General features: G+C 64.2%; 10 protein-coding genes and 1 riboswitch. Of the genes, 3 read left to right on the top strand and 7 right to left on the bottom strand.

The window, feature by feature from the left end; translation table 11 throughout:
* Positions 1-153 precede the first annotated feature (153 nt).
* Both EAY64_RS06745 and EAY64_RS06740 read left to right on the top strand, forming a co-directional pair.
* Positions 154-612 carry a MerR family transcriptional regulator gene (locus tag EAY64_RS06745; protein ID WP_103524016.1) on the top strand — a complete coding sequence of 153 codons (459 nt, stop codon included), beginning with the start codon at positions 154-156 and terminating at the stop codon, positions 610-612.
* A complete protein-coding gene (locus tag EAY64_RS06740; protein ID WP_103524015.1) occupies positions 563-961 on the top strand; it encodes a carboxymuconolactone decarboxylase family protein in 399 nt (132 codons plus the stop codon). The genes EAY64_RS06745 and EAY64_RS06740 overlap by 50 nt, the downstream gene beginning before the upstream one ends.
* Positions 962-1,061: 100 nt before the next feature.
* On the opposite strand, the gene EAY64_RS06735 is transcribed toward EAY64_RS06740, so the two are convergent.
* From EAY64_RS06735 to EAY64_RS06725, 3 genes are all read right to left on the bottom strand, one after another.
* Complete coding sequence (locus EAY64_RS06735) at positions 1,062-1,982, bottom strand: response regulator transcription factor (RefSeq protein WP_103524014.1); 921 nt, start codon at positions 1,980-1,982, stop codon at positions 1,062-1,064.
* Positions 1,982-5,371 (bottom strand): hybrid sensor histidine kinase/response regulator, encoded by a 3,390-nt coding sequence (locus EAY64_RS06730; RefSeq protein WP_103524013.1) that lies wholly within the window; start codon positions 5,369-5,371, stop codon positions 1,982-1,984. Before EAY64_RS06730 ends, EAY64_RS06735 begins: the two co-directional genes overlap by 1 nt.
* Before the next feature lie 118 nt (positions 5,372-5,489).
* A complete protein-coding gene (locus tag EAY64_RS06725) occupies positions 5,490-6,371 on the bottom strand; it encodes a LysR family transcriptional regulator (RefSeq protein ID WP_103524012.1) in 882 nt (293 codons plus the stop codon).
* Positions 6,372-6,571: 200 nt separating this feature from the next.
* Here EAY64_RS06725 and EAY64_RS06720 point away from each other — a divergent pair, with 200 nt between their 5' ends.
* Positions 6,572-7,771 (top strand): MFS transporter, encoded by a 1,200-nt coding sequence (locus EAY64_RS06720; RefSeq protein WP_103524011.1) that lies wholly within the window; start codon positions 6,572-6,574, stop codon positions 7,769-7,771.
* Positions 7,772-7,800: 29 nt separating this feature from the next.
* On the opposite strand, the gene EAY64_RS06715 is transcribed toward EAY64_RS06720, so the two are convergent.
* The 4 genes from EAY64_RS06715 to EAY64_RS06700 form a co-directional block, all read right to left on the bottom strand.
* On the bottom strand, positions 7,801-8,580 hold the full coding sequence (locus EAY64_RS06715) for a CDP-diacylglycerol diphosphatase (protein ID WP_103524010.1): 780 nt from the start codon (positions 8,578-8,580) through the stop codon (positions 7,801-7,803).
* A gap of 62 nt (positions 8,581-8,642) precedes the next feature.
* Entirely contained in the window at positions 8,643-9,854 is a 1,212-nt protein-coding gene (locus EAY64_RS06710) for an MFS transporter (protein ID WP_103524009.1), read from the bottom strand.
* A gap of 99 nt (positions 9,855-9,953) precedes the next feature.
* A complete protein-coding gene (locus tag EAY64_RS06705; protein WP_103524008.1) occupies positions 9,954-11,240 on the bottom strand; it encodes a voltage-gated chloride channel family protein in 1,287 nt (428 codons plus the stop codon).
* A gap of 76 nt (positions 11,241-11,316) precedes the next feature.
* Positions 11,317-11,417, bottom strand: a riboswitch (Fluoride riboswitch).
* 100 nt (positions 11,418-11,517) lie between these two features.
* Positions 11,518-12,513: a TerC family protein gene (locus EAY64_RS06700; protein ID WP_103524007.1), complete on the bottom strand. Its 996-nt coding sequence runs from the start codon at positions 12,511-12,513 to the stop codon at positions 11,518-11,520.
* Positions 12,514-12,614: the final 101 nt, after the last annotated feature.

Below are 12,614 nucleotides of genomic sequence, written 5' to 3'. Positions count from 1 at the left end.
AGGCTCCTGGCTGGGGCCGGCCAGCGCAACAGGCGACACGGCCGGACCGCCGCAATCTACCACGGCAGCCCCGCCACCGCGACCCGGCTCGGCGCGGGGCCGGGTATGATGGCGCTTGACTTCGAGCGCACTCTAACTTGCAGACTGGCTTCCATGACCACACTCAGCATCCGGCAAATGGCCCGCCACAGCGGACTTTCCGCCCATACCCTGCGCTATTACGAGGATATCGGGCTGATCGATCCGGTGGCGCGCAGCGCCAGCGGCCACCGCTGCTACGGCGAACAGGAGCAACGCTGGATAGACTTCCTGCTGCGCCTGCGCGCTACCGGCATGCCGATACGCGACATGCTGCACTACGCCGCACTGCGGCGCAGCGGCAATGCGCTGGACAGTGTGGTCGCGCGTCAGCAGATGCTGCAACAGCATGTGCTGACACTGGAAACCCGGCTGGCCACCCTGCAGGAAAATCTGGCACTGATGCGCGACAAAGTCGCCATCTATGCCGGCATGGCGGCAGAACTGCAGGCCGCCAGCCACCGCACCGCGACAGGAGTCACTCATGCACACCCCACGCTACCAACAGGGCTGGAGCCGCCTGCGTCAGGTTGACGCTGCGGCCGGCGAGCGCGTCATCGCCAGCCTGCAGGACATCAGCCCGGATCTGGGCCGCTACATTGTCGAATTCGGTTTTGGCGATGTGTATTGCCGCCCCGGCCTCAGCCTGCAACAGCGCGAACTGGCCACCATCGCCGCCCTCACCGCGCTGGGCAATGCCACACCGCAGCTCAAGGTACATATTGCCGCCGGACTGAATGTGGGCCTGAGCCAGCAGGAAATCCACGAAACCATCCTGCAGATGGCGGTGTATGCCGGTTTTCCGGCCGCGCTCAACGGCATGTTTGCGGCAAAAGAGGTATTTGCCGAACACGACGGGCCTGAAGCAACAGCTTCGGGCTGACAAGCGCTGAGCAAACTGCGTAGAGCACCCCGGCCAAGGCCCGCCGCCGCAGACAGTACATGGCGTAAGGCAAGGCGGGAGCCGGGTTTTGCTGCCGGCTCTAAGCATGGCCGCGCCCCAGCGCCAGGGCGGCCGCCGAGGTACGGGTTTCCACGCCCAGCTTGGCGAATACATGCTCCAGATGCTTGTTGACGGTACGCGGGCTCATGCCAAGGATGTCGGCAATATCGCGATTGGTCTTGCCCAGGCTGAGCCAGTGCAGCACCTCGGCCTCACGCTGGGTCAGGCGGAAAGCCGCCACCAGCGCCGCCACGCTGGATTGCACACCATCTTCGCGCAGCACCACCAGCCACTCCGGCTCGCCGGGGGCCAGATGAAAGCTGGCCAGCAGCCGCTGGCCAGCTTCGCCCGGCCACTGCCCCGGTAGCTCCTGCCCGGCCTGTCTGGCCTGCTGGGCGTTGAAAGCCCAGCGCAGCAAGGCATCAGGTGCTTGTTCGCCCACCACCGCGAAATAGCGCTGCAGCAACTGGCGGGCCAGCGCGGTCTGCCATAGCAGGCGGCCGCTGTGCGGGTCCAGCGCCAGTGTGGCCTGGCCAAAGGCATCCAGCGCGCTGCGGGCCTGCTGCATCTGGCGGGCACTGGCGGTATGCGCGGCGATGCGCGCCAACACTTCCGGGGGCCGCAGCGGTTTGGTGACATAGTCGGCCCCGCCGGCGGCAAAGGCCGCCACCACGTGTTCGCTCTCGGTCAGGCCGGTCATGAATACGATGGGAATGGGCCGGGTGACAAAATCCGCCTTCAGCCGCCGCGCCACTTCGAAACCATCCATGCCCGGCATCACCGCGTCCAGCAGGATCACGTCCGGCAGGCTGAGCCGGGCGCGCTGCAGGGCGGCCTCGCCATGGGTGGCCACCAGCACGGTATGGCCGGCGGCATCCAGTGCATCGTGCAGCAGCTGCAGATTGTCCGGCACATCATCTACGATCAGTACCAGCGCGCTGCGTTGTGCGGCCTTGTCCATCAGGCTTGGTCCTCTTCCGGCTGCGCCAGGCTGCGCAGCGCATCAAATTGAAAATTTGCCGCCAGCGCCTCGGCCCGGCGCAGGAATTCGCCATGCTGGCTGGTCTGGCCGGCCAGGTTTTGCAAGGCCGCCTTCACCCCCTTGGGGTAGCCCAGTTGCAGCGCCTCCAGCAAGGGTTGCAGCAAATCGGCTGGCGGCAGGCTCAATGCCGCTGCGCTGGCGTGTAGCGGCTGCAGTGCCACGGCGGCGGCCGGCTGGCTGTCGGTGTGCCAAGCCAGCTGCAAACGTTTTCCCAGCCAGTCGAGGATGTCGTCGATACGGATAGGTTTGACGAAGAAATCTGCCGGCAGAATGCCCACGTCGTTGTCCTGGCCCTTTTCAAAGGCATTGGCCGAGATGATGGCCAGCGCTGCCGCATCGGCCATGCCTGCCTGGGCCTGACGGATGGCCCGCAAGGTTTGCCAGCCGTCCATGCCCGGCATGGCGAGGTCCATGAAGATTGCATGCGGGCGGAAGCTGGCCAGTTGCGCCAGGCAGGCTTCGCCGCTACTGGCCTCGGCCAGTTCAAACCCCAGCGGCTGCAGCATGCGGCCCAGCATGGCGCGGTCCACCGCTTCGTTGTCCACCAGCAACAGGCGACGACGCGGCCCGGCATAGCCGGTGCGCTGCAGCCGTGGCACGGCCTGTTCGGCTTGCTGGCCGATGAGCGCGGGCAGGAACAGGCGCACGGTAAACAGCGCGCCCTGCCCCGGCGTGCTGTCCAGCCGGATTTCGCCGCCCATCAGGTCGGTCAGCATCTTGCTGATGGTCAGCCCCAGCCCGCTGCCCCCCTGCTGCGACTGGCGGCCGCGCTCGAAGGGTTCGAACAGCCGCACCTGGTCTTCGGCGGCCATCCCCGGCCCGCTGTCGCGGATGGTAAAGGTGGCCATTTCGCGCTGATAGCGCAGCCCCAGGCTAACCTCGCCGCGCAGAGTGAACTTGACCGCATTGCCCAGCAGGTTGATCAGAATCTGCCGCAACCGCTTTTCATCGGCGCGCACCACTGCTGGCAGCTCGCCTTGCGGTTCGAAACGGAAATCCAGCCCCTTTTGCTGTGCCTGCAGGCTGAACATGGCCACCAGTTGCTTGATGAAGGCGGTAAAGTCCAGCGGCCGCATGTCCAGTGTCAGCTTGCCGCTTTCAATGCGGGCAATGTCCATGGTGCCTTCGATCACCGACAGCAAGTGGTCGCCACTCTTGTACACCACCTCCACCGCCTGGCGTGCTGCCGGCGGCAGGCTGGCATCGGCATGCAGAATCTGCGCATAACCCAGCATGCTGTTGAGCGGAGTACGCAGCTCGTGGCTGATGGTAGTGACATAGCGGCTCTTGGCCTGATTGGCCTGTTCGGCCGCTTCACGCGCCTGTTGCAGCAGCAGGTCGGTCTGGCGGTGGGAGTCGATTTCCTGTTGCAGCAGGCGAGTCTGGCGGCGCGATTCTTCCTGCGCCACCTGCCGGCTATTGCGGGTCAGCACCATCCACCAGGCCAGCACGCTGCTGGCCAGCAGCAGCACGGCAAACAGGCGGAACAGCAGGCCGGACAGGCCGGCCACTTCGCCTTCCTGCCGGGCGATGAAATACAGCAGGCCCAGCAGCAATAGCAGGAAAGCCGTGATGCCGGTCATCAGCAACAGGTAATGCCCCAGCCCGCGTTGCAGATACGGTTGCAGGCCACGCGGCAGCAGGCGCTGCAACAGACCCTGCCATTGCGCCGCCAGCGTGGCTTGCGGCTTGCACAGGTCGCCACAGCGCACATCCAGTGTGCAGCACAGCGAGCAAATATGGCCTTGATAGGCCGGGCAGCCGACGATGTCTTCCGCCTCGTATTCGCGCTGGCACAGCACGCAGCGATAGCGCGCCTGCTGCATGCCCGAGGGGCGGCGCGCCAGATAATAGCGCCCGCCACTGAGCCAGGCGAACAAGGGCGACAATAGCAAGGCCGTACACATGGCCACCAGTGGCGACAGCGCCTGTGCCGTCTCGCCCAGCGCGCCCAGATGGGCGGCCACCGCCAGCAGCGACGCCAGTGCCATCGCGCCCAGGCCCACCGGATTGATGTCGTACAGATAGCCGCGGCGGAACTCGATGCCCGGCGGACTCAGCCCCAGCGGCTTGTTGATCAGCAAATCCGCCACCACCGCCATGATCCAGGAAATGGCGATATTGCTGTACAAGGCCAGCACCTGCCCCAGTGCCTGAAACACCTCCAGCTCCATCAGCAGCAGGGCAATCAGCGTATTGAACACCACCCACACCACCCGGCCCGGATGGCTGTGGGTGAGCCGGGAAAAGAAATTGGACCAGGCCAGGCTGCCGGCATAGGCATTGGTGACGTTGATCTTCAGCTGCGACACGATGACAAACAGCGTGGTGGCGGCAATCGCCAGCCGGCCATCGCTGAATACATGGGAATAGCCGATCAGATACATCTGGTTCGGGTCCACCGCCTTGGCCAGCGGCACGGCATTGCGCAGCGCCAGCCAGGCCAGCAGCGCGCCACCCAGCATCTTGGCCACCCCCGGCAGCACCCAGCCCGGCCCGCCCAGCAGGCAGGCCAGCCACCAGCTGCGGGCATTGTCGGCGGTGCGCGGCGGCATGAAACGCAGATAATCGGCCTGCTCGCCCATCTGGGTAATCAGTGCAATGCCCACCGCAAATGCCGCACCAAAACTGCGCAGATCGAAGTGCGTGCCCGCACCGTGCGCACCAGGGTAATGCCACAAGCCCTGCACGGCAGTCGGCTCCTGCCACAGCACAAAGCCATAGGGCAGCAGCAACAGCAGCAGCCACAAGGGCTGGGTCCAGCTTTGCAGGCGGCTGATGGCGGTGACCCCGTGGGTGACCAGCGGCAGCACCAGCAAGGCGCACAACAAGTAGCCGGCCACTGGCGGAATGCCAAAGCCCAGCTCCAGCGCATAGGCCATGATGGCCGCTTCCAGCGCAAAAAAGATGAAGGTGAAGGAGGCGTAGATCAGCGAGGTGACGGTGGAGCCGATATAGCCGAAACCAGCCCCACGGGTCAGCAGATCCATGTCCACGCCGTAACGGGCGGCATATACCGAAATCGGCAGGCCGGCCAGCAGGATCACCAGCCCGGTCAGCAGGATGGCCAGCAAGGCGTTAAAGAACCCGGCCTGCACCAGCATGGTGGCACCCACCGCTTCCAGCACCAGAAACGAGGCCGCCCCGCCCAGCGCGGTATTGGCCACCCGCCACAGCGACCACTGGCGAAAGCGGCGCGGGGTAAAGCGCAGCGCGTAGTCTTCCAGCGACTCGCGTGCTACCCAGCTGTTGTAATCGCGGCGCAGCTGGATGACTTGCTGCGGGGGAGATGGCGGCTCTGCGGACACGGGGTAATCCTGTTGGCGATGACACCCACCACAGACGCAAGAAGTCTGCCAGCACTGCCAGCCAGGCCCCTCCTCCGCCAGACAGGCTGGTGTAACTCAGCTGCAGGTCCGGCCAGTCTCATGACGCAGCCTGCAGATAGCCCTCCACCAGCGCCAGCAAGGCCGCCGCCGCCGGGGTGGGGCTATCGTGACAGGCCAGATAGACACGCCGGCGCGGGCCATCGACCACCGGTAGCGCCAACAGGTCGGCATGCTGGTCGGCACCCAGTGCCGGCACCATGCCGACGGCACAGCCACTACGCACCAGGCTGACCAGTGTTTCGGCATGATTCACCTCGAAGGTCACCCGCCGCTTGATGCCCTGGGCGGCAAACGCCATATCGGTCTGCAGACGCGGGCCGGTACCGGCCGGCCAGTCCACCAGGGTCTGCTGCGCCAGCTGCGGCAAGGTCAATTCCTGACAGCCGGCCAGCGGATGCTGTGGATGCAGCAAGGCCAGCAGCGGCTCTTCCCACAGCAGACGCGCATCCAGCCCCAGCACCGGCTCGCCCGGCCACACGCCGATGAAGGCGATATCGGTCTGCTGCTGCCGCAGTTCTTCCATCAGCACATCGCTCATGCGCAAGGCCAGCTGTACATCCACTTGCGGATGACGGCGGTGGTATTCCGCCAGCAGGCCGGGCAGATCCAGCCGGCTGAGCGTGGAGATGCAGCCTATGCGCAGGCAACCGCGAATTTCGCCGGTGGCCGCCGCCATTTCATCCTCCAGCCGGCGCGCAGCATCACGGACCTGGCGCGCATGGTTGACGAAGGTATGGCCGGCCGGGGTCAGCGTCACCTGGCGTGAAGTGCGCTCGAACAAGCGGGTGCCAAACTCCTGCTCCAGCCGCGATATCTGGTGGCTGAGCGCAGACTGCACGGTGTGGCAACGCTCAGCGGCGCGGGTGAAGTTCTCTTCTTCAGCCACCGCCAGCACAAAGTCGATCTGGCGCAGATTCATAACATCAATCTCGTTTCACGATCAAAAACATGAAAACAATACATTGGTGTCATTACTCAGGCCAGTGAATACTGCGCGGGCATGCATTAAATGCGGCTAACAAAATAGCGTAGCGTCCCTGGGCAAGAAGGCGCATCGCAGCAGCAGGGTTTTGTTAGCGGCTCTACCAACCCCTGCGCAGCCACACCGAAAGCACACACATGCACACCACCCACACCCTCCGCCACCCCGGCCATGAACATGGCGGGCTCCACCCACTATTGATGTGGCTGATGACGGTAGCCACCGGCCTGGCCGTGGCCGGTAATTATTACGCCCAGCCCTTGCTGCCGGAAATCAGCCGCGCGCTGGGCATTAGCGCCGCCAGCGCAGGCGGCATCGTCACCACCGCCCAGCTTGGCTACGCCCTGGGCTTGCTATTGATCGTGCCACTGGGCGATATGCTGGAACGGCGACGGCTGATCATCAGCATGATGCTGCTGGCCACGGCCGGCCTGCTGATCAGTGCCAGTGCCAACAGCATCAGCCAGCTGCTGCTTGGCACGGCGCTGGCCGGCGTGTGCTCGGTGGTGGCGCAAATCCTGCTGCCGCTGGGTGCCAGCCTGGCCGCCGAGGCCGAACGCGGCCGCGTGGTGGGCACCATCATGAGCGGCCTGCTCACCGGCATATTGCTGGCCCGCACCGTGGCCGGCACGCTAGCCGACCTGGGCGGCTGGCACACCGTGTACTGGTGCGGCGCAGCCGGCATGCTGCTGATGACCGTGGTGCTGGCGCGCCAGCTACCAGTCAGCCGCGTGGGCAGCGGCCTGTCCTATCCGCAGCTACTGCGCTCGGTATTGGGCTTGTTCAAGGAAGAAGCCAGCCTGCGCCTGCGCGGTCTGCTGGGGGCCATGGCTTTTGCCACCTTCAGCGTGATGTGGACCTCGCTGGCCTTCCTGCTTTCCGCGCCGCCATTTTCCTTCTCCAACAGCACCATCGGCCTGTTCGGGCTGGCTGGTGCGGCCGGAGCCATGTCCGCCAATATCGTTGGCCGCCTGAGCGACCGGGGCCATGGTCCGCTGGCCACGCGGCTGAGTCTGGGCCTGATGTTGCTGGCGTGGTTGCCGCTGGCGCTGGCACCACACTCGATTACCGCCTTGCTCGTGGGCATTTTGCTGCTGGATCTGGGCGTGGCAGGCTGCCACGTCAGCAATCAGGGTGCGATCTACCGCATCCGCCCGGAGGCGCGCAACCGGCTGACCTCGGCCTATATGACCAGCTATTTCATCGGCGGGGCCGTGGGCTCGCTGGCCTCGGCCTGGGCTTACGGCCACTGGGGCTGGTCCGGCGTGGTGGTAGTGGGCGCGGCCTGCAGCCTGACTGGCCTCAGCGCCTGGGAGCTGTCCCGGACAGGGCGCTGAACGATGGAGGACTGTTTATGGATGATTGTTCATGGTGCGGCTGCTGGCTGCAGCAGCTGGCAGTCATGATCCTGCACATCGCCTTCGGCCGAGGCAAAGTTGCCGGCCAGCAGGTCGGCCTTGCTGGCCAGCAGCCAGAAACCTGGCCCGCTGTCGAAACGGGTGGCAATCACCGCCAGGGTGTAGCGGCCCATGTCCTCGCGGGCGGCAGGAATCCCCTCGGCCAGCAGACGGAAGGGCTGCACGCCCGCCAGTGTCTCGCCCATGATGGCCCTTGCCTGGTAGGCATGACCGTTGATGCCTCCCGGCAACGCCTGCCATTGCGGGCCAATGACCGCCTGCTGCAACTGCCGACGCAAGGCCGGCTGCACACAGGAAACATGAATGTGCAGCTGGTTCTGGCTGCGGCCCCATGGCGAGTTCACCGTCAGCGCCAGCGCCTCGCGCGGCAAGGGACTGCCGTGCAGACGCTCCATCCACTGGCGAGCGTCCCAGGCCGCGGTCCAGTAATCGGGCGCATCATCCTGCAATAGCAGCGGGCTTTCGATGCCGCTGACCCGCGCGGTGGGAATCAGCAGATATTGCAGTACACCGTGGATGTCCTTGAGCACGGCAAAACCCTGCGCCTCGCCCTGCCCGGTTTCCACCCTGGCACAGGGTGCCGGGTCCTCTGCCTGCTGCCAGTGCGGTACACACTGCTCGTGCACGATATTCCACAAGGCATCGGCATTGGCGGCATGCACCGCCCAGGACACCAATAGCAGCAGCGCGGCCAGCACACTGCCGCCACGGATGACTTTCACCGTCATGGAATGATGCTTTCGCCAGAGGAAAAACCGCATGATGAATCAGCCGGATGACAAACTGTCGCTCAGCGCGGCGGCAGCAGGCTGGGCAAGGGCCAGCGCTTGACCGTCCACCAGGCATAGCCGCCCAGCGTGGCCGACAAGCCCAAGGACACCACGAAATAACCAGCCGGGCCGATGGCCGCCATCACCGAGGAGCACAATAGCGGCCCCAGCGTGCCGCCCAGCGCATACACCATCAGCAGCGAAGCACTCACCTCCACCCGATGCCGGGATGGCATGGCATCGTTGGCGATACCGCTGAGCGTGCCGTAAAAGGTAAAGGCCACCGACACATACACCATCACCAGCGGCAGCATCCAGCCGGTGTTCAGCAACTGGGTCAGGATCAGCGACAGCACCGCCACCACCAGCGCGCAGCGCGCCAGCAAGGTGGCGCGGTCGCTGCTGTCCGCCCATTTGCCCATCGGCCACTGCAATAGCGGCGCCGCCAGCAAGGCCAGGCCCATGAAACTGGCAATATCCGGTGCAGAGCGGCCGGACTGGCTGAGCATGGCCGGCAGCATGGTGTAGAAGGCGCTATTGAAACAGCCGGCCAGCACCGCCCCCACCAGGCTGAGCGGAGCGCGCCGCCCCAGCAAGCGCAGGGTACGCATGGCCCGCGCCAGCACATTGCCAGGCGCTGGGGCCGCCAGCACTTGCGGACGCTGCTGGGTCAGGGTGACCGGGATGATGGCCAGGGCAAACAACATGGCCACGATGATGAAGGGCCAGCCAGACTGGCTGAACGGCAGCTTGAGCAGCCACTGGCCGGCACTTGCCCCCAGGTAGCTGATGATCAGGTAAAGCGAAAACAGCTGGCCGCGCTGGCTGTTGCTGACACAGCCGTTCAGCCAGCTTTCCACCACCATGTAGATGCCCACCATGGCCAGACCATTGCCCAGCCGCGCCAGCAGCCACAGCCACGGTGTGGTGAACAGCGCCTGACACAGGGTCAGCACGCAGATGATGGCGGTAAGCGCAGCAAAGGCCCGGTGATGGCCATACTGGCGAATCATGCCGCTGCAGAAGAATCCGCCGAGAAAGAAACCGGCGTAATAGGCCGACTGCACCATGCCGGCCACCGCCACCGGCACGCCATTGGCCAGCAGGCTGAGCGAGGTTTCGGTGCTGCCCAGCGCATTGCCCACCACCAGCAAGGCATAGGCCAGCAACAGGCTGGCCACCGCCCGCAGCATGCTGCGCCAGCTACGCTCCACCACCATTACGCTTTCCATTCGGCAAGCACCCTCGCGACACCTGATGTGAATGGCATTATGCCTGACAGCCCACGACTGGCCATGCCTGGAAACGACCAGTTGACCAAGTCTGAGGGGCTAGTCGCTCTGCCGCTGCCGCCAGGCCGCCAGTTCGCTTAGCTTCAGCCCGCGCGGAAAGGGCCGGTGTTTGCCATGGGCAATGCGTTGTGAGCGGTAAATGCCGCTATGGCCAGAAAAATAATAGCTGGCCACGCAGGCCAGTGCGGCGTAGATGCCCACCTCGCTGCCAAACAGCTCCATCGCCATGATGGTGGAGGCCAGCGGGGTGTTGGCCGCCCCGGCAAACACCGCGACAAAACCCAGGCCGGCCAGCAGGGAAAACGGCATATGCAGCAAGGGAGACAGGGCATTGCCCAGCGTGGCACCGATATAAAACAGTGGCGTGACTTCGCCGCCCTTGAAACCGCTGGCCAGCGACAGCACGGTCAGGCCCAGCTTGGCAGCGAAATCATAAGGCGCCAGCGGCTGCTGGAAGGCGTCGACAATCACCGGAATGCCCAGACCGATATAGCGATCGGCCCCCGTCGGCCAGACGATGGCCAACAACAGCAGGCCGCCCAGCAAAGGGCGCAACGGCGGGTATTTCACCAGACGCTTGATACGCGCCGCCAAGGCATGGGTGCTGTCGGCAAACAGCTTGCCGGCAAGACCGAACAAGGCGCCGGCCACCAGCGTGGCCAGCAGGGTCCAGCCGCTGATGGCCGGGATAAATTGAATGGCGTAGTGGGTGTGCAGCACACCCCAGGCCAGGCCCACCTGGTCGGCCACGATGGCTGCCAGCAGGCAGGGAAACAGTGCGTCGTAACGCATGCGGCCGATGGCCAGCACTTCCAGTGCAAATACGGCGCCAGCCAAGGGCGTGCCGAATACCGAAGCAAAACCGGCAGCAATGCCACACATCAGCAAGATGCGCCGGTCGGCATTACTCAGCTTCAACAGGTGGGTAAGCTGGTCGGCCAGCGCTCCGCCCATCTGTACCGCAGTGCCTTCACGGCCGACCGAGGCACCGAACAGATGCGACATCACCGTGCCCCACAGCACCAGCGGCACCATGCGCAGGGGAATGATACGGGTGGGATCGTGGATTTCGTCGATCAGCAGGTTATTGCCCGCTTCCACTCGGCTGCCATAGCGCAGATAGACCCAGCCAACCACAAAGCCGGCCAGCGGCAACAAGCACAGCAAATAGCGGTGGCTGTCACGCATGGCGGTAGCCCAGACCAGGCTGTGCAGGAAAAAGGCCGAGGCCGTGCCCGCCAGCAAGGCGACAACACAGGACAACAGCAATAATTTGGCCATGCGCGGCAGCATGGCAAGCGTTTCATAACGGGAGATGGCAGACATGACGTTCTTCTGAATGACAACACATAATCACCCCCGGCCGGATAATACAGACGCACCTGCAGCTCCCGGCAAGGGGAATCCTGCAGGCATCATCAGCCCGGACGGGCGGTTTGCTGTCACGGCCGCGACATGCTGCGCAGCAGGACAAGCGGGAGGAATGCCATCTCCCACAAAGAACAGCCATGCTAGCGGCAAAGCCCGAGCACGACAAGCAAAAAGCCGGACTGCCCCTCTGGGGTAGTCCGGCTTCCGCCGACAAGCCAGCGCCAGCTCCTGCTTAGCCCAGGGTGTCGCCTTTCTCGTCACGGGTCTTGTACAGCGAGTACAGCACACCGCTGATCAGCAGGCCCAGCGTCACCACCAGCGATACGCCAGTAGGAATGTGGAACTGCACCAGCTGGATGTCGTTGAGATACACCAGCCCCACTTTCACACCGATGAACACCAGCACGATGGCCAGCGAATACTTGAGGTATTCGAAGCGGTGCACCATGGCCGACAGGGCAAAGTACAGCGCACGCAGGCCGAGGATGGCAAAGATGTTGGAGGTGTAAACCAGGAAAGGGTCCTGGGTGATGGCGAAAATCGCCGGAATGCTATCCACCGCAAACACCAGGTCGGCGCTTTCCACCAGGATCAGCGTCAGCAGCAAGGGCGTGGCCCACCAGCCACGGGACAGACCGTGCTGTTCACCACGCACCAGGAAATGATGGCCATGCAGGGTGGGCGTGAGGCGCAGATGACGGCGCAGCCACTGGTACAGTTTATTGTCATCCAGCGAGGGATGGCCTTCATCCTTGCCCAGCAGCATCTTGATGCCGGTCAGCAGCAGGAACAGGCCGAACAGCACCAGCACCCACTTGAACTCGGCCACCAGCACCGCGCCCAGACCAATCATCACCGCCCGCAGCACAATCACCCCCAGAATGCCCCAGAACAGCACCCGGTGCTGGTATAGCCGTGGCACCGCCATGCCGCTGAAGATCAGCGACATCACGAAGATGTTGTCCATCGACAACGATTTTTCCACCAGATAGCCAGTGAGATACTGCATGCCGGCATCGCCGCCGCGATACCACCACACCCAGCCACCAAAGGCCAGGCCCATGGCGATGTAAAACGCTGACAGCTTGAGGCTTTCCTTGACGCCAATTTCGTGGTCGTCCTTGTTGAGCACGCCCAGGTCAAACAGCAGCAAGGCCGCCACGATGGCCATGAACATCAGCCACATCCACAGCGGTGTGCCGGCAAACAACACATTCAACCATTCCATTATCTTGTTCTTTCACGGTAACGCAGCCAGAGCCGAAGCAGGCTGCGGGGTAAAACGGCGATGAGCAGGACCAGCCTGCTCATCGTCATGTCCTCAGACAA

Origin of the sequence: Aquitalea palustris, assembly GCF_003693445.1 — a bacterium.
GTDB lineage: Bacteria > Pseudomonadota > Gammaproteobacteria > Burkholderiales > Chromobacteriaceae > Aquitalea > Aquitalea palustris.
This window is presented reverse-complemented; position numbering and strand designations above follow the sequence as displayed.